Consider the following 18552-nt stretch of genomic DNA (forward strand, 5'->3'; position numbering starts at 1 on the left):
ATTAATTTCATTTTTGAATCAGAAAACATAATATCCAGTTGAATGTATACAGTAAATGCTATTTGGAAATTTTATTAATTAGTGATGATTAGAGTTCAGTTCAGTAAAAAAGAAAGGCTACTAACCTCTGAGTTGGGGACTAGCATATTGTCCTACACGAGGATTGAATAAACTATTTTCCATCTTTGTTGATTTTAAAAAGAATGTTTACCTTTGGTTAGGGTAAATTAATAATATACCAATACTAATAGATAATAGGTGGATGCTTAAAATGGACTTCTATAAATTAATTCTTTACGCTAATATTCTTGGCATATGCCTACCAGTAGCATTAACTTACTTGGTTATTGCCAATCTAATAACTGGACAACCAATTTATCCATCTACAATTGTTTGTCTAGCTTTGGGTTATGCTGTAATGATTAAACGTAATGTGTTGTTTCAGGAATTATGGGAGAAGTGGTTTAGAAAGAATAATAAATGAAAGGTCATACTCTTTAAAAATACCACCGAAAGGAATCTTCCTTGCCAGAAATAATGTGATCAAACAACTCTACTCCTATGATTTCACCAGGATCCTTTATTCTTACAGTGTCAGCTATAGCTTTAGGTGATAATGCTAAATCTTATCAAGAGTAAATCAGTAAAAATCCATTATCATCAACGCTTTCACTTTAAGGACATGTATTTAACGCATAAAAACCAAACGGAAAAATGAAATGTAATTGTTAGGTGATAATTGATACGGTCATTGTAGGTTTGAAATAAAGTTGGATTAAAAATACCTTGCAAACCCATATTTCACGATTAATTTAAAAAATCCCTTTTGAAAAAAGATTAATCAAAAGGGATTCTTATTCAACAAATTTAAGTTTGATCATTTTCTACCTAAGGTGTTCCACAATCGCGCCCGATTGTTGTAAACAAATAAATACTCGCTTTGTTTAAAATGCCACTTAATTCGCGTTTTAAGATTCACTTACAATTCTTTTATTGAAACTTCAAAATAGAGTTCATCTATAATACCTGCCAGTTCATAAATTATATCGCTATCTCTATTTAAAAATATATTTGTAAATGTATTAAACAATGGATTGATACTAACAATAATAAAAATAGCACCTATTGCAACTATTATAATTAAGTATTTTAAATCCTCATTTACAACAAGGCTTAATGAAAAAATAATTATTGATACAATCATCGCTAAATAGGGATTTAAATCATATTTTTTATATCTCTTTTTACTTATTTCTTTTAAAACAATCGATAAATCTTTAAATTGCTGTGAGCGAACAAAACCTAGCTCTTTTAAGTAACAGTTTACATATGCTTTTAACATATCCTCATTATCTAACCAACTAAATCTAAGTAAACCATCTACTTTTTTATTAATTATCCAAAAAAGAAATCCTAACATTATTTCTAGTAAACTAAACCATATGTTGATTTCGATAACAAGATATAGAGTTATAAATGTAAATAATAATAACCCGAAAAAGCATAATGTTAATGGCCAACCAATTATCTTATAACCTCTTTTTAATTTCTTTACCCGATAATTTTTATAATCCTCTATAGTTTTTTCTATCATTTTTTGACTCCTTTTCTTTTAATATACGGTACTAAATTAATATAAATTTACAATAATTATCCCCTCTAAAAAGTTAGACTTTATATCTTTATGAAATTAAAATTAACCATTATAATATAAAACTATTAAACTATTAATATTAAAATAGTTAATCAATTACCTTTTGCAAGGGAGATTTTTTTACGCTTATATAAATTATCACTTAATTATTTTCGGATATAAAAATTGAAATTAAAGTATAATTATTAGTTCAAATTAATTATATGTTAGGTATAATTATCTAAAAGGAGTGTGTGGATTGAAAAGAACAATAATAACAATCGTAATCACTGCTGCAGTAATTTTAAGTGGTGTATACTTTTATAACCAATACACAGTAAAAGCTAATAAAGAAAAAATAGAAAGTATCAAACAGGCAGAGAAAGAAAAAGAAGCTGAAATGAAAGAAGAACAAAAAAATCTTGCCCGAGAAAGAATAGAAAAGGCAGATAAAAGTGTGAAAGAAGATCCAAACGCTGTTATAGAAACTGCAGAAATGAGCAATGAAGGTATTGATAATACTGAAGCTATATCATATGGAGAATTAGATAAAGCTGCGGATCGATATAAGGATAAACCCTACTTTTTGAGCGGAGTAGTCGAGCAAGCTATTGAAGAAAATGGAGAAACTGTCTTAAGGGTTTCAGTATTAGGTACAAACAATGAGTTTTTGGTGCATTATCAAGGTATTACAGATGCAGTTGAGGGAAATGTTGTAAATATTGATAGTATTATATTAGGTAAAGAAAGTTATTCTAATGGTATGGGTGTTCAAGTTACATTGCCAGCATTGGAAGCTTACCATATTGAAGTTTATTTAGAGTAGTTAGGATAAAAAAAATTGCACAGCATTTAACAAGCGATATCCAAAAGGTGTAGCAAAATCTGCTAACACTAAAAATAAAGTTGTAAATCGAAAAACGAAAAAAACAACTTATAAAGCATTGTCTTATGGTACTAAGATTTCATCCAAAATATATAATAATGCTATTAAAAACAATGAAGATTTAGATCGAGATAATGATGGAATTGCATGTGAGAGATAGAAATTTAGCTAGAAGAAATTGAGGATTTAGCTAACGAATTATTCGAAGATTAATTTGAATTGTATCTATTTTAAATAAATCATAGAAATCCCCTCTTCCACATTAGGTTGAGGGGTTAAATATGTATTAATCATAACTTTTATTTTTCTTTCCCATTAGCACTACTGTTGCTCCTGTTAAATCTACAAATCGATCTGGTGTTACAACTAACAATCTCCTACCGTTCACTTCAATTTCTTTGCACTTTCTAAAATCTTTCTTCGATTGTAGTTTGATTGTATTTCTGCTTTCTGAGTATGTTGCTTGTAAAAAATATTTCTTCATCAAATCCCTCCTATAGAAAAGAGATTCAACAAATTATCCAAATAACCTTTAATCCTATTCCAAAGGTGTTATTACGATAACATTATCTAAATTAATTTATCCCTGGATATTCATAAAAGGATCACTGACTCCCTAGTATGCTAGTTGAAATGAGACTTTATAAACACACATAAAGAAACTAACTTGTAGTACCAGCAGCATTTAATCGAGGTTATACTTAAAATATCAATTTAAAAAGTAGTAGGAGTGAAAATAAATGAATAACAAAATGAAGCAAGTTATATTAGCTTTTGTTCTGGTTATTGCAGCAATATTAGGTTTGAACCACAAACAACTATCATTAATTACAGATGGAATTGACCTTTTAACAAGTAATAATGCAACTGCAAAATCGGAAGTTACGTTCGTCAAACACGTTGATGGTGATACTAGTAAGTTTAGAATCAATGGTAAAGTTAAAACTGTTAGGTACCTTTTGATAGACACTCCTGAGACTGTTAAACCAAACACACCAATTCAGCCTTATGGGAAAGAAGCAAGTAATTTTACAAAAAAGGCTTTAACTCATGCTCATAAGATTCAATTAGACTATGATAAGACAGGAAATAAAGGAGATAAATATAATCGAACTTTAGCATATGTCTATGTAGATGGAAAAGACCTTAATGAAGAATTAGTTAAAAAAGGATTAGCCCGAGTTGCTTATGTTTACAAGCCGAATACTAAGAATGAAGCTAAATATTTAGAGGCCCAGAAATACGCAAAATCACATCATCTAGGAATTTGGTCTAAAAAAGGTTATGTAACAAATCGCGGTTATAATCCTAATGTTTATAATCATTAGAAATAGGGCATTTCAATAGTACATAAGGGGATTTAAAACGAATTTCAAAAAAAGAGCTTTGCTACATCTATATTGTAGTAAGGCTCTTTATAAATAGTTACCTATATTTGTGCAAGTTTAAAGAAACATTCCCAAAGCATCGTTCGATAACCTTTCATGATAGAAAGATATTCAATAATATGGCCCTTAAATGAAAAACGAGCGCTTATCCTTATTTGAAGTAACCCCAAAAAGTTAGACATTATATTAAGTTAAGCAGCTATAGAGGATTGAATTCGGTATTGTACCGGACTCAATCCTTTTAATTTCCCTTTAATACGTTGGTGATTGTAGTATTCGATATACAAAGTGAACCATATTCTCAAATTCTTGTATATATAATAATTCAGATTTTAATAGACCAAAAAAATTTTCAATTACTGCATTATCTAAACAGTTAACTTTACGAGACATACTTTGGGTAATACCATTTTGTTTTAATGCATAAGATTATTGTTTCATTTGGTAATGCCAACCTTGATCCGAATGTAAGACAGGGGCATCTCCTTCGGATAAGAAAATAAAAGCTTTGTCTAACATTTTTGAAACAAGTTCGAAAGATATAATTTCTCACCAAATAAATGAAATTCTGTTACGTCCGTTACCTACTTTTCATTTGGTTTTGTCGCAACGAAGTCGCGTTTAAGAATGTTTGGTGCGTTTTTAAACCCAATTCCTTCATAAGTCGTTGAACGGTTTTATGATTGATCAGGAAGCCTTGATTACGTAATTCTAACGTTATTCGACGATAACCATATCTTCCCTTATGGTCGTGATATATAGTAGAAATCATCGATTTCATTTCGGCATATTTATCAGGTCGGTCAAGGCACCTTGTCTTTCGTTTTAATGTTTCCTTTTCTTGAACTAAGGCATTCAACTTTTTTAGAAATACATTCTCCATACGTAAACGTTCATTAACGTTCATTCTCTGCTTGTAATACCTCTATAGAACCTTCTTCGAAGATCTGTTTCTTAGCTTCTTTTTGGTTGTCTTTCTTCAACTTTGTATGCCCCTTTTTCTTAAGAACTAGGGAGTCTATACTTTCATTTCCAAGACTAATTCGCCATTTTCTAATTGTTCCTGGAGTAGGTAAATTAAACTGTACTGCAGTCTCTAAAGAAGACAACCCGTTCTCTTTCATATAATTGAGTATGTATAGTTTATCTTCAAAAGTATAACGTGTATAGCCTTTTTTAAGAGATTCTGGCCCATGAAATTGATATTTTTTAATCCAAAAATGTAGGGTTTCAGTATTAGTTAAATTGAGTGATTTAGCAATAGAATTAAGGCTTTCTTCACCGTTTTCATAACGAAAAATCGCATCTAATTTTTGTTCGAGAGTAATTCTTGCCATAAAAAAGGCACCTCCAAGTGTTAGATTCGTGTCTAACATTTGGGGTGCAGTTCAATTCAAGGATAGCGCCCGATTGTGGAATATCATTATAATGGTCATTATTGTTATCAGTGTGCTTTTTGTGTTTAAATAAGATCCAATACTAAAATTTGATTTTAACTTCACTTAAAAGCGATTCTTCCCAAACCGATGTAAACATTTTATCAATTAAGATTCTGTCTTTTTTACTTATTAATCTAAAGTAACTTGACCATTTTGAACCAATATCTTTTAATGAATGCCCCATTATAAAATACTCACATCCATTTAATACAACAAATCTATCGTGAATTTTATTACTAGTTCGGACTTCTACATCTTTAAATCCCATACTGACTAATTCATTTTTTCTACTACGATAATCAGACTCAAAATCTTCTTGAGTAATAATCTTTATACTTATCTCCCTATCTACTTTAGTTAATAGATTTTTAAAACTATTAACATCAAAATACTGGTCTATGATAATCAATTCTTTATTAGCTATTTCTAATAGTTGACGAATATCAGGAATTGAATCATTATTTTCTGGATCCACAACCCCAGCATCAATAGGATAAGATTTATGCGCATTAGGATTTAACAAGGGTCCTTCACCTTTCACGAAATTAAAGGTATGAGAGGAGATTTCTTGATTGTCCATAAATACGTCAATAATTAAATCTCCTGTTCTTTCTATTAGTAACTTTATATTAGGAAAAATAAAATTACCTACAACCCCTGATTTTGTAATAATTTTACCTATTTCATATATATCACCGTTATTAAAAAGCCCTATTTCACCGTCAGAATATATTATTTTCACCTTAAAACCTATTGTTTTTCCAATATACTCTTCAAGAACATTAAGCTCTATTCCAAGAGTAGATATAAATAAATATCTTTCAGTCGGAATACTTATCTCAGGTCCAGGGTTATATCCTATAAAATTCAATCTATTATAAGATCCCTCAGAAATTTCATCACAAAAGTAAATTCTAATATTTTCTTTCACCGTTACCCTCCTCTTAAAACTGAAAACTATGAATTATCCAACAAATTAATAAAGAATACTTATTTAAAGGAAAACGCTAGATTGTTAAAGTTTATCACTAATTTAAAGCCTTTGTTACCTGAATTGAAAGGTAAAGAACGATTAGTAATACCCCAGGTTACAACCGAAAGTTGTTCAGTTAATGTTTCAAAAACCATCTAACTATATATTAACATTATTATCTAATTGTTTATTGAAATATTCTGCTCCTAAAGTTTAAGCACTTAATCTAAAGTATAATTCAAATTTTTATAATAAACACTATATTTCAAAAAGAGGTTATTCAACAATATGGCCCTTTAATGAAAAATAAGCGCTTCTCCTTGTTACAGAAAAGCACCCGATTGTGGAAGATCATTTACTGTAACCTTATTCAAGAAAAGCCCCTCCATTAATTTAAGATGAAAAGTATTTTTACTAAAGAATCATATATACTTATAATACTGTTTACCGCGAGGTAGATATCAGCAAACTTTAAAGGCTAAAGCATTATTTTTATAAATTATTGCTCATTTAACGCAATATGCCGCATCAATTTCATCAAAAATAGATTATATACTTCAACAAAAATAAGAAACAGGCACATTCATACGAGCCTGTTCCCTATTTTGTATAAACATCTCCACAAAACATATTGAATCACAATATATTCCAACATATGGTTCATTATATAATATACCCCTATTTCTATGTAATAGTTTTTATTACATCAATAGCAAATGTAATCCATATCTTACATAGGTAATATGTAAATAGGATAGTTTCCATTAAGATGTGTGTCATGAACCATAAAATATATAAAACTAGTGGTAAGGTTAATATTATTCTCAATAAATTTCTGAAGATGTCTTTTAAAACAACTTTTAAAGGTAGCGGTTTAAATATTGAAAAAGTATTCCTTAACCTAAAATGCCATTTAATTCTTGGCAAAACATATCTATACCACTGTTCTTTTAACCATGATATTTCATATGGTAGTAATCGTTTACCCCATAATCTAATATAATTAAATTTATTTAATATTAAGTAATGAGTCTTATAAAACCTTATACCAAATAGTTTAAAATTATGCTTTTCATATTCTCCAGCCTTTAAATATTCAATAATAATATTAAACTCATTCCAATTTGTTTCTGATTCATTTATTTTGTCTTTACAAATCCTTTCTCCTCGATAGACTTCTATATCCGAAACGTCAAATGGGACCTGAAAAATTCTTTTTCTATCTTGAAAGAACTCTATTTTACCCTTTAACCGCTCTATTTTATCTCTTAATTCGTTAAATATTACAATCTCACGAGTATTGTCGGATTTTCTATAGTCCTCAATCACTCTTGTTTTTATTGGAAATGTATCTTTAGAATCCCAACTGTCAAATTCCGGGTAATGTTTCTCTAGCAATTTTTTAAATTCAGAATCACTTTTCTTTAATAAAAGATAAGTAATCGGTACTAATATAACAATAAATATTATTACATTTTTATTATTATTAATTAGTCCTATATTTAACAATACTGTGGATACTATAATTTGATATACTTCATTATTATTTTTTTTTATATAATAAACACCAACAAAAATTATAAATAAAGTGTATAATACTCTATATTTTTTTATATTATTATGCAATATTTTAATTAATTCAATCTCCATGTATTCAGTTCCCTTCAATTATCGCAAAAAATTAAAACTATCTTTACTATTGATGTAAAAGTGCTGTTCTTTTACCTCGAATATAGAAAGAACTCATTTCTTATGATACAGTTCACCTAAACTAATATTAAATTGTATAAATTTTTTAACCATTCCGCTCTTTTTATTTTAAATAATAAAACAAACAACTTATTCAATGTAGTGTAGTGCTTTAATTTAAAGCCTCATAATTGACTAAGAAGAAAAATGCCTACTTCAATATAAAATCGGGGATTTTTGTCGTTTTAAGGATATGTAAAAAAATAGGGGACCTTATTGAAGAAAAACTCCCTTTTAATGGCATAACAAAATATAAAAAAGCAATGCCTTTCCATTTAATTCAACAATGAGTTCCTCTACAATATGGCCCTTTTCATGAATAAAGACGCTTTCCTTAATTTCAGAAAAGCGCCCTTTAATTGAATAATACGATTAGTTTCTATAACCTGTTTAATTAAATAAGCCACTAAATAAGGTCATCTTTTCTGGGAACTCCTTTACATATATCACCCTATGAAAAACAAAACATCCTCCTTTCTTATAGGTTGAGGTTATAATGTTTATTTTTAACAAGCTATCGATTATCGTTTCACTTGAAATACTTTTTTTGCTTTTTCAATAAAAGATTTCACTATGTCAGGACTACCACATGTTTTTAACTTCATTAAGTGGCAACTTTCTCAGTTTATCTATTAATTGATTCATCTCTTCAGGAATTTGAATTTGATGATTTTTCAACTCATCATAATATCGATTAGCCAAGTTAGACAAATTAAATAACGCATCTAAATAGTCTTTATTTATGTCTGTAATTGCTATTTCATAAATATCCAAGCATTCTTGTAATGATGAGATGATTACATTTGTAAATTGAGATGTTAAGAACATTTCTCTAGTAATTATTGATGACAGATGTAAAAGAATTGAACGACTATTTTTAACATCCATATACTTTAGTGACTTAATAAGATCTAGTAATTCATCTTCAATCTCAATATCGTTATTTTTAAAATTCTTATATACAACTACAATATCTAAAGCAGTAAAAGCTTGTGATGTTGAATCCAAAGAACCTGACATAATTTGCTTCATAATATCTTTATAGACGTCTTTCCAATCATCAATGACAAGTTTCTCTATAATGCTAATACTTAATATTGATGTTTCTGTTTCCTTAAATATATCAATTATTTTGCTAACCAGATACTTGTCAATTTGATTAAAACAGTCAGAAATGGCAGCTTGAGTAATAATGTAAGCTACTAACTCGCTCAATTTTGAAAAATATTTCTGAGCTTGTTTTCCTTGCCCGAAAATATCATACTTATAATCAAGGATTAACCGCTTTTCATTTTCCAAGTAATCAAAAAGGTATTCTAATATTGTATTGATTAAATCGTTATTCCAATCAATTTTAGTGTAGTTCTTATCTTTAAAGCAGGATAATACATAAAAACTACTTTTATAGGATTGAATAACACTATCTACGTTAACGTAGCCATGTATTATCCCTCCGTCTACACACCGAGGAAATTCAGGATTCTTTAGATATGAAATATACATTTTATTGAAAGACACTTCTGATTGATGAGGTAACCTCTCCCACAATGTAACAGAGTAAATTTCTGACTTTGGAATACTAAACTTATCGACTTGTTGCCAAACTGCTTCAGAAACTTGCTCTTGATATTCTATCAATAGATTGTTTTCATTCAACAACATAAGCTTAGTTAAACCATTATCACGAATATTGATTTCTTTACTTTTTACTTCATCTAGAATCTTTAAAATTAACTCATGCGATACAAGGTCCTTCATATCATCAACCTTAATATCTTGGAAATAACCTGCTAGATGAATATCATTTGACGAAGACTGTTTTAAAATCTTATCAATATACTGCCTTAAAATATTTGAATTAAAATAGAAGGATATTCCATACATGGCGTTACTAATATCATTTTTATTTATATCATCTACTTTTGGTATATTTTCATAAATTTTATCCAGAAATTTTATAATCCTATCATCATCTAAGACGCTACATAATCTCGGTAAAACAACAAAGATTGCTTTCTGGGATATTATCTGCTTGAACTTATAACTATACCCCTTTTGTTGAAGAGCATCTAACAGCAATATTAGTTGGTCAAATAATCTACGAGTCCATTCAATACTAGCTGTTACAATTCTTTCTTTTGTAAAAAACATCTTAATCATGTTTTCATCTTCTGTTCTAATGATATAAGACCATTTCCATAGAGGATTTTCACTAGCTGAAATTAACTCGGTACATGCTTTCGCTATGAGTTGTCTATGATCACTAAATATAGGTAGACACAAATTATCTTGAATAAGCAAATAACGAAATGCATCAGTGAAAGCATCTGTTACTTCAGTTGGTGTGGTACCATAAGTATAAGTGTACGTATTTGGATTGAAAGCCTGGAACTCCCCTCTTTTTTTATGTTCCGCTGCAAACAAGCTATTAGTCAACTTCTCCTTACTCTCATTTATAATTTTCCTCACATTATATTTATTATCTGTAAATTCTTGATCAGAAAAGTCATTTAAGCTGTTTCCATATATATTTAGAGACCTTCCGCAAAGATTTATATAACTCATCAATGCAGCTGTTTTATTTTCTGAATATGATTTTTGTGCTACAGCGGCAGAACACTTTTTCAGTATATCTAGCGCATCATCAAACATTCGAAGCTGGCTTAATAGACATGCCTTTTTTACCTGTATTTCAAACGAAATATCTTCTTCAATCTTATTTACACACTCTAACGCCTGTGTATAATTAAATTCTGTAATATTATACTTACATATCTCTATAAAGTATTCAGCCTTTCTTTGTTTATCCATATGAATAATGTTTGACTTAAGCAATTTAATCACTTCATGATATTGGTCAAAGTTACTATCTACTCGATACATTTCCGCGAGATACATAACCAATTCAAACCACATTGATTTAAAGTTATTTGTCTCTGTATCTTTGGGCAGGTTCTCAAAAGGGTAATCTTTTAATAAATTTATAATCTGCTCAGCATCATGATCTATTAATGGCATATAACACTTTCTTAACAAAACTGCTATATTACTAGACAAAATAAATTTGTTTTGGTCATTTTCTTGTCTAAGTACATACTCAAAATGTTTATACAATTGTTTATGAAAATCACCTATTTCGTTAACTGGTAAAACTAAATATTTAGATACTTCGGTATTTACTTTATCTGTATACTTAAGCATTTCATTATAATATTCTTCTTTTTTAATTTCCCACAACGGGTCATATCTGAAAGGAATTTCTTTGAAGATATTTCTTTTCTCCCCATAATTCTTTAATAAATCCAAAAATTTATTAATTGCATCATAATGTTTATTCGTTGAATTATTTTCTATAAGGGATTCTAAATTTACAACAGTGATATTCTGACTTTCCAACATCTTTCTTTCAAATTCACTCATATCACTAAAAATTCCACAGAGATATATTTGAGGACAATTATCTCCCATATTGTCTCGTAACCAACCTAACCAATTAAGAAAATTAGGGTCATCCCCAGAGAACCCAAGTAAGCAAAGCTGAGTTTCAAGCATAGACTGCTGTACCGTATTTACTAATGGAGCATAATTCACCTGGTATGTTCTGTAATCTTCCTCACAAATAATATATGGCTTTGCAGTTGGAATACTGCCATGTAGTTTTATTATTCGTGGATGGGTACTACCTGGAAGGTCATTTTGTGAAGTTAAAATTTTATAATTTTTTCGAACCGAAATATTACCTATTGTCCTTTCTAGTAAAGTATCATAGTTAGTAGTAAAAACATCGTTCCAATTCAAATCTAGTAACTTTACATGTAAATCGCCAGGAATAAATTTATCATCCTCTATACTGTCTTCAATAAATTTATCAAGTTTATTCCTACCAAAAGCTACCTTATACTCTTCAGCCAACTTTAAAACGTTCTTCCCAGATGTTTTTTTCACCAATACTTTTTCCCATTTTTCTCTTTCATCCCTATTATCAGGGCAGGGATACAGTGATTCAAACATTGTTTTTGCTAGCTCTTCCCAGTTTGGTGAGACCGTATTCTCTGCTAAACTTATTGCATTTTTAGAAAATCCAGCTCCTACCATAACGGAAGTAGATCCATATTTATTCGGATCATGTAACCTTTTTGCAATATCATTTATATATGTATGAACTAACTCAGAACCCATAAATACACCTCTCCTCCATCGATTACTCCGCTTCACAAGCGTTTAACCCTATTGTAAAATCTTAAGTAAATTTTAACATTAACATCCACTTTTCCCCTGAGGCCCTTAATTGAAAAACGAGCGCTTATCCTTATTTCAGAAAAGCGCCCTATAATGGAATAACTAAAACATGATCTCAATCTGTTTGATATTGAGGGTGTGGAGGTTTTTTTTTAAAAGATTGATTAAAATCATTTTGATGCTGAAAAATCTTCTTTAATAAATTCATACGTTTTAAAGTTAATCTATTTGTTATATGTATTTTCTTCTACTTAAGAAACTCAATTAACAATTAACTTAGCCTCACTTAAAATTTTTAATAAGCGTATTAAAATATAAATCCCATATTGCTTCATCGTTATAGTTACTAAAATACTTTTCTTCTAAACTTTCAGCAATTCTCACAGCCCCATTTAAAGTAAATGCATAGTACAGAATCGCTTTTTCTTCTTCAGTAAGTGATTTAATATAATCTTCTTTGAAATATATATTGCTACCTTGTAAACCAATTTGATCAACTACAATTTGTAAAATCTCATTTATTTTTTTTTCGTTTTTATACTTCCTTAACAATTCAATAAATGCTTTCCCTTCTTCATAGGTACTTACCGTAATCCATGTTCCACCTTCTGATGGAAACACATTCATAAAAGCAAGAATGACAACATTATCCTCTATCTCAATATCAAAGCATTCACAAAAAACAAAAGGTAATTTTTCACCCTTTAATTCTAGAGAAAATGCAAACAAATCAGATGTATGATTATTTTCTATATCACTTACTAACTTATTTGAAATCTCGATGCTTTTTTTTAATTCTTTGATATAAGAAGCATAATCATTATGTAACCCTGTTTCAATCCATAGCTCTTCTAGTTCCACTAACATTTTTTGTGATAACATAATTTGTAAAATTAATCCATAGACTCTTAAAGCAGCTGCATTTAATGCTAATTGTAATTCTTGTAATGGCTCGCTTTTATAAATATTCCCATTCTCTATTTCTTTAAATAATTTCTTATCATGATTACCACAAAAAGTATTCACAATGCTTGCTTCTTTAGTTTTGATGGATACAAAATAATCATCTAAGCTATCGGATGGAAAATTCAAATACCTATTAAATGTAAAAAGATTTTTTTGATTTTCACTAAAAACTTTCAATACAGAGCTTTCAGCCAGGGTATGAGCATATCGAATCCCTTCATTTGAACAAGGTGTATTAGAATTACTTGCCAAACAAAATGCAACATTCTTTTTTTCTAAAGATTTTTTGTATAATTTAAAACTAGGTATATTTTTAACTTTTCTAGAATTCAAGTAGTTCCCGATTTTAGCATTTCTTTCTAATTGTTTATGTTCACTAGAATTATATATATTGAAAATTTCTTCGCGTTTATCCAAGCAGCAATCTTTATACTTTTCACCTTTACCACATGGACATAGGCTTTCCTCCTCTACAGTATAAATCCCATTTGAAAGGATATAGGAAGGTAAAACCCCTAAAATTTCTTCCAAACTAGCAATTTTCTCCACACAAACTCCTCCAGAATTTTATTTAGATTCAAGGAAATACTTTAACTTTGAAACTATCCTTTTACTATCATATTGCTTTTCTACTTTTTGTAATCAAAATAAATAATTTTTTTGCTCTAGTTAGTGTATTTGGAAATCACTCATAAAGATAACCATTTTTCCATAAAAATACAAAAACTCTTACAGATATCATACACGAAGAGATTATTTTTTATCAAACTTTATTTAAAATTATCGAACTTTGTTATAAATTATCAATCTTTATAAAAAGGATACATATATACACGTTATTCAAGAATCTGGCCCTATTGTTGAATAAGAAAAAATCCTCCAGATCAACACAGGATTTTTAATCAAACTTTATTATAAATGATCCATCGGACATTCACTTATAAAACTTTTATTCAAGCACTGTTTATAACTGTTAGAACAAAATAACATTCTAAAAATATTTTTTACAAGCTTGTTCGAATTTCTGAAAACGCCTGCTAATATGTTTACAGCTTAGCTGAACTAGTGATTCAAGTTTTCTAAGTTTTATTGAAAAGCCCCTTAGTATATTTCAAGTAATTATGTTATCTAAGGGACTAATAATTACTATTTGAAAGGAGCAATTAGGATGCAACGTAAAAATACAGAAACAATAGAATTAAACAATTATATAAGCGAATGGATGGATTTAAAAACAGCGGCAGCTTATTTAAACGTTTCTTATAAATCATTGAGGGCATTTCAAACAATGGGGTTAGAAATTGTGGAAATCGGGAGAATACGTAGAGTTTCTAAGACCTCATTAGATGACTTTATGCATAAACACAGTATTTAATACAAAAATTTGGAGGCAAAATTAATATGACAATTAAATCAAAATATCACTCAGCAATTAAGGAATATAATTTAAAAGATGGATCTAAATATTACCGTTTCACCGTTTACTTAGGCGTCGATTCGTATTCCGGAAAAGATAAAATTGTGACTCGTAGCAAATTTTCGTCACAAAAAGCAGCTCAAGTTGAAATCGATAGACTAAAGTATGAGTTTAACAGCGGTCAAAAACCAGAAGACATGCGTAAAACGTTTTCGGGTGTATATGAAGAGTGGGATGTGAATTATAAAGATTCTGGGATTGTGATGAGTACGTATTCTAAAACTGAAGGCTATTTTAATAATCATATCCTACCATTCTTTGGACATATGAAAGTTTCTAAAATTACTGTTCGTCATTGTGAACAATTCGCTATACAACTTTCAAAAAAATTAAAGTATTTTCATCATATCATTAACTATGCATCTGATGTTATGAACACAGCTGTACGTTATGAATACATTAATTCAAATCCATTTAGTACTGCCAAAATCCCTAAAGAATCTGTACATGAAATTAGTGATAATTATCTCGATATTGAAGATTTCAAACTATTAATTTCTCATTTACCGTCTCTAGATTCAATGGCACGGACTGTATTACGCGTACTGATGTTTACAGGCATACGTAAAGGTGAATTATTCGTATTAACATGGTCAGATGTTGATTATAAAAAGAAAACACTAGCTATTCATGAAGCGTATTCTTATTCTAAGCATAATAATGGGAATAATGTTGGTCGCCCTAAAGGGAAACTTAGCCGTATCATTTTTCTTGACGATGTAACACTAGATATTCTAAAACAATGGCAACAAGAACAAGTTTTGCTATTAACTCAGCTTGGAATTTCACTTGATAAGCAAACTGATCAATTAATTTTTAATAACTCTGTTAATAACTATTTAAATTCATATTATCCAAACGAGCAACTTACAGAGGTAATTGAGGCATTGAATTTAAAGTTTATTACTGTGCATGGTTTACGTCACACTCATACAACACATTTAGCGGAAGCTAGTGCAGATTTTGTCGGTATTCAAAATCGACTTGGACATGTATTGTCCAAAAACACTACGACACAATTCTACTTACATGTAACAGATAAAATTAAACGGGACACTCTGGAATCTTTATTAGCCTATTATAAAGAGCATGGCATTTACTAATTCTAAGTGTACTATGGTAAATTTTAATAGATAGAATTGACGAATATTTAAAACCGCTTCAGAGTATCAAATCACTCCCTAGCGGTTATTTTTTTTGCCTATTCTCTCATTTGCCAAACTTAATTCCATCAAATAAACTTAAATTGTAGTAAATGTTACTACACCTCTACGTCTCCGTAAGCAAAAGACTGGAGGTATATATGACAAATATTAAAACTTACCAACTCAAAAACAAAGAAACGAGATATAAATTTCACGTGTACATCGGTGTAGACCCTTTAACTGGTAAAGAACAAACTACTACTCGAAGTGGTTTCAGAACAAAAAAAGAGGCTAAAGAAGCTCTTCTTCAAATTCAACAACAAATTCGTAATGGCACTTTTCGTAAACAGGCATTTGAAACATATCGCGACGTTTTCGAATTATGGATGGAACATTACGAAAATACAGTTGAAGACAGTACATTGCTAAAAACGAAGCGTATTTTTAAAAATCATATTTTACCGATGTTTGGTAACTATAAGATTGCTAAAATTGATGCAGCAATTTGTCAAAAGCACGTGAATCAATGGGCAAAAAAGCTCCAACGTTTCCGTATGGTAAAAAATTATGCTGCTTTAGTAATGAAATACGCAATCAAACATGGTTTAATCGATAAAAATCCATTCGATCTTGTAGAAATGCCCATTATCAAATCAAAAATCAGTTTAGAGGATGAAGATGAAGAGTTTGAAAACTTCTATTCACGTGAACAATTGATTCAATTTTTACATTGTCTAGAGCAAGATAACAATTTAAAACGAACTGCCCTATTTCATCTTCTTGGTTTTACAGGAATGCGTAAAAGTGAAGCTTTTGCACTTCAATGGAAAGACATTGATTTTGAGTTGGAAGAAATTCGCATCACTAAAGCTGTAAAACGTGGGGAATCAGGATTATATCTAGGGCCTACCAAAAACGGTGAATCCCGAACAATTAAAGCTGACAAAAAAACGATGAGTCTTTTTAAATTATGGAAGACTGAACAAGTGGAAATTTATAAAGAAAGAGGATTGAATACAAACACTAAAAAGCAACTAGTATTTTCAAACGAACAAAATGTGTTACTAGATCCAAATAAAACAGTCCAATGGCTTTCATCTTTTCTTCAAAAGTATGACCTTGATTACATTACAGCTCACGGATTACGCCATACTCACTGTTCCTTACTATTTGAAGCAGGGGCAACAATTAAAGAAGTACAATACAGACTTGGTCATAGAGATGTAAAAACAACATTAGATGTATATGCTCACGTTACGAAAAAAGCAAAAGCAGAGACAATCGATAAATTTACAAACTTTATTAATGAACCTGATAATGACTAATTTTCTAACAAAGGTTTAACAAAGGTTAATAAGGTTTTTAATAAGGATTCAGTCCAATTCAGGACAACTCAAAGGCATTAAAAAAGTGCCATAAACGTTGATAAATCAACATTTATGACACTCCATGAAATTCAGTACATTTCACTGTATGGAGACGGTGGGAGTCGAACCCACGTCCAGAAACTCTGATACTTCAGTTACTACGCGTGTAGTTTGTCTATTTAGGATTCGCGCAGCATTATGCCGACAAACAGGCGTCCTGTGCGCTAACTTGGAAATCTCTTGTTACTAGCTCAAGTGGCACTAGTAACCGTATCCCACTAAAGTTGAGCCTAGCTACGCTACATGGGCGATAGAGCAGTTAGGCAGTTTCGAGCTTACGCTGCGAAAGCTAAGTTGTTGTTTGTTTTGCCAGTTATTATATAACTTCCGTTGGTGACGAAGCCGAGACCTCCGACGCGCAACTCAAGCTCAGACCATCCCTGTCGAATCCGTAACGTCCCCTTAATATCGGATTTTTATACACGGCGCATTTCTTCGTCATCTTCTCTCAGTCGCATCCTCACGTACTTTAGTACGCTCCGGTGCTTCCTCGTTCGATTCCTCGAACTGCTTGTGTCTAAAAATCCTGCAGAGAGTAGTAATACATAGTGTATCATTCTCTAACAAATCGGATTTAGAAACACATCACACTTCTTCATCGTATTGACTCAGAAATTGCAAGCACGATATATGTCATCCATTAAGGTGCTGATTAACAGCGTTTCGGATCAGTATGGTTATCATACTGTGAACTGGCTTATTTGCTATACATAGAGTATATGACAAATTAGGTCATACTTCAAGTGGTAGATTTTAGAATTGATTTTTTGCTTTTAGGGCGCGGCCCATTTCGCGTTTTGCTTCTTTTTTCTTTATGTCTGCACGCTTGTCGTAGTTTTTCTTACCTTTACCTAGACCGATTAAGACTTTTGCGTATCCGTCTTTTATGTACATTTTAAGCGGTACAATTGAATATCCATCGCGTTTGACGTCTATTTTCAATTGCATGATTTGCTTTTTATGTAGCAATAGTTTGCGGACGCGAAGTGGGTCGTGGTTGAAGATGTTCCCTTGTTCATATGTGTTGATGTGCATATTGGAAATCCATGCTTCACCATTACGGATTAAGATAAAGGAGTCTTTTAATTGAACTTTCCCTTGGCGTACGGACTTGATTTCTGTACCGTTTAATACGAGCCCTGCTTCAATCGTTTCTTCGATGAAGTAATCGAATCCAGCCTTTTTATTTTGTGCTAAAACTCTTCCAGTACCTTTTGGCATATGGAGTCA

General features: G+C 30.4%; 13 protein-coding genes, 1 other RNA gene and 2 pseudogenes. 7 read left to right on the forward strand and 9 right to left on the reverse strand.

Annotation, left to right across the window (positions count from 1 at the left end):
- Positions 1-271 precede the first annotated feature (271 nt).
- Positions 272-484 carry a hypothetical protein gene (locus Q8X41_RS08690; RefSeq protein WP_397539833.1) on the forward strand — a complete coding sequence of 71 codons (213 nt, stop codon included), beginning with the start codon at positions 272-274 and terminating at the stop codon, positions 482-484.
- Between the two features lie 495 nt (positions 485-979).
- Here Q8X41_RS08690 and Q8X41_RS08695 read toward each other — a convergent pair whose 3' ends face one another.
- Positions 980-1594, reverse strand: coding sequence for a hypothetical protein (locus Q8X41_RS08695; RefSeq protein ID WP_397539834.1), 615 nt, complete (start codon positions 1592-1594; stop codon positions 980-982).
- A gap of 298 nt (positions 1595-1892) precedes the next feature.
- On the opposite strand from Q8X41_RS08695, the gene Q8X41_RS08700 reads away from it, so the two are divergent.
- Both Q8X41_RS08700 and Q8X41_RS08705 read left to right on the forward strand, forming a co-directional pair.
- Positions 1893-2459: a hypothetical protein gene (locus Q8X41_RS08700; protein WP_397539835.1), complete on the forward strand. Its 567-nt coding sequence runs from the start codon at positions 1893-1895 to the stop codon at positions 2457-2459.
- Between the two features lie 19 nt (positions 2460-2478).
- Positions 2479-2679: pseudogene (locus Q8X41_RS08705) on the forward strand (excalibur calcium-binding domain-containing protein); the annotation flags it as partial.
- Between the two features lie 126 nt (positions 2680-2805).
- Here Q8X41_RS08705 and Q8X41_RS08710 read toward each other — a convergent pair.
- Positions 2806-3003, reverse strand: coding sequence for a hypothetical protein (locus Q8X41_RS08710; protein WP_397539836.1), 198 nt, complete (start codon positions 3001-3003; stop codon positions 2806-2808).
- A gap of 256 nt (positions 3004-3259) precedes the next feature.
- On the opposite strand from Q8X41_RS08710, the gene Q8X41_RS08715 reads away from it, so the two are divergent.
- The gene (locus tag Q8X41_RS08715; protein WP_397539837.1) at positions 3260-3847 is read left to right on the forward strand and encodes a thermonuclease family protein; all 588 of its coding nucleotides are present in this window, start codon (positions 3260-3262) and stop codon (positions 3845-3847) included.
- Positions 3848-4098: 251 nt separating this feature from the next.
- On the opposite strand, the pseudogene Q8X41_RS08720 reads toward Q8X41_RS08715, so the two are convergent.
- The 5 genes and pseudogenes from Q8X41_RS08720 to Q8X41_RS08740 form a co-directional block, all read right to left on the reverse strand.
- Positions 4099-5244 (reverse strand): annotated as a pseudogene (locus Q8X41_RS08720) (IS3 family transposase).
- A gap of 142 nt (positions 5245-5386) precedes the next feature.
- Positions 5387-6277, reverse strand: coding sequence for a hypothetical protein (locus Q8X41_RS08725; RefSeq protein WP_397539838.1), 891 nt, complete (start codon positions 6275-6277; stop codon positions 5387-5389).
- A gap of 726 nt (positions 6278-7003) precedes the next feature.
- A complete protein-coding gene (locus Q8X41_RS08730) occupies positions 7004-7969 on the reverse strand; it encodes a hypothetical protein (RefSeq protein ID WP_397539839.1) in 966 nt (321 codons plus the stop codon).
- 681 nt (positions 7970-8650) lie between these two features.
- Positions 8651-12247 (reverse strand): SIR2 family NAD-dependent protein deacylase, encoded by a 3597-nt coding sequence (locus Q8X41_RS08735; RefSeq protein ID WP_397539840.1) that lies wholly within the window; start codon positions 12245-12247, stop codon positions 8651-8653.
- 342 nt (positions 12248-12589) lie between these two features.
- Positions 12590-13822 carry a YecA family protein gene (locus tag Q8X41_RS08740; RefSeq protein WP_397539841.1) on the reverse strand — a complete coding sequence of 411 codons (1233 nt, stop codon included), beginning with the start codon at positions 13820-13822 and terminating at the stop codon, positions 12590-12592.
- A gap of 619 nt (positions 13823-14441) precedes the next feature.
- Between Q8X41_RS08740 and Q8X41_RS08745 the strand changes: the two genes are divergently transcribed.
- The 3 genes from Q8X41_RS08745 to Q8X41_RS08755 all read left to right on the forward strand — a co-directional run bounded on the left by Q8X41_RS08745 (position 14442) and on the right by Q8X41_RS08755 (position 17220).
- The gene (locus Q8X41_RS08745; RefSeq protein WP_397539842.1) at positions 14442-14648 is read left to right on the forward strand and encodes a DNA-binding protein; all 207 of its coding nucleotides are present in this window, start codon (positions 14442-14444) and stop codon (positions 14646-14648) included.
- Between the two features lie 26 nt (positions 14649-14674).
- Positions 14675-15853, forward strand: coding sequence for a tyrosine-type recombinase/integrase (locus Q8X41_RS08750; protein ID WP_397539843.1), 1179 nt, complete (start codon positions 14675-14677; stop codon positions 15851-15853).
- Between the two features lie 200 nt (positions 15854-16053).
- The gene (locus Q8X41_RS08755; protein ID WP_397539844.1) at positions 16054-17220 is read left to right on the forward strand and encodes a tyrosine-type recombinase/integrase; all 1167 of its coding nucleotides are present in this window, start codon (positions 16054-16056) and stop codon (positions 17218-17220) included.
- A 146-nt stretch (positions 17221-17366) separates the two neighbouring features.
- On the opposite strand, the gene ssrA is transcribed toward Q8X41_RS08755, so the two are convergent.
- Together ssrA and smpB are read right to left on the reverse strand one after the other, a co-directional pair.
- Positions 17367-17724, reverse strand: a transfer-messenger RNA (tmRNA) gene (gene ssrA / locus Q8X41_RS08760).
- A gap of 351 nt (positions 17725-18075) precedes the next feature.
- Positions 18076-18543 carry an SsrA-binding protein SmpB gene (smpB, locus tag Q8X41_RS08765; protein WP_397539845.1) on the reverse strand — a complete coding sequence of 156 codons (468 nt, stop codon included), beginning with the start codon at positions 18541-18543 and terminating at the stop codon, positions 18076-18078.
- Positions 18544-18552: the final 9 nt, after the last annotated feature.

This window comes from Rummeliibacillus pycnus, from assembly GCF_044359855.1.
GTDB lineage: Bacteria > Bacillota > Bacilli > Bacillales_A > Planococcaceae > Rummeliibacillus > Rummeliibacillus pycnus_A.

Coding starts and splice junctions, on each gene's coding strand:
- Q8X41_RS08690 (WP_397539833.1), top strand. CDS start 272: ATGGACTTCTATAAATTAATTCTTTACGCTAATATTCTTGGCATATGC.
- Q8X41_RS08695 (WP_397539834.1), bottom strand. CDS start 1,594: ATGATAGAAAAAACTATAGAGGATTATAAAAATTATCGGGTAAAGAAA.
- Q8X41_RS08710 (WP_397539836.1), bottom strand. CDS start 3,003: ATGAAGAAATATTTTTTACAAGCAACATACTCAGAAAGCAGAAATACA.
- Q8X41_RS08715 (WP_397539837.1), top strand. CDS start 3,260: ATGAATAACAAAATGAAGCAAGTTATATTAGCTTTTGTTCTGGTTATT.
- Q8X41_RS08730 (WP_397539839.1), bottom strand. CDS start 7,969: ATGGAGATTGAATTAATTAAAATATTGCATAATAATATAAAAAAATAT.
- Q8X41_RS08735 (WP_397539840.1), bottom strand. CDS start 12,247: ATGGGTTCTGAGTTAGTTCATACATATATAAATGATATTGCAAAAAGG.
- Q8X41_RS08745 (WP_397539842.1), top strand. CDS start 14,442: ATGCAACGTAAAAATACAGAAACAATAGAATTAAACAATTATATAAGC.
- Q8X41_RS08750 (WP_397539843.1), top strand. CDS start 14,675: ATGACAATTAAATCAAAATATCACTCAGCAATTAAGGAATATAATTTA.
- Q8X41_RS08755 (WP_397539844.1), top strand. CDS start 16,054: ATGACAAATATTAAAACTTACCAACTCAAAAACAAAGAAACGAGATAT.
- smpB (WP_397539845.1), bottom strand. CDS start 18,543: ATGCCAAAAGGTACTGGAAGAGTTTTAGCACAAAATAAAAAGGCTGGA.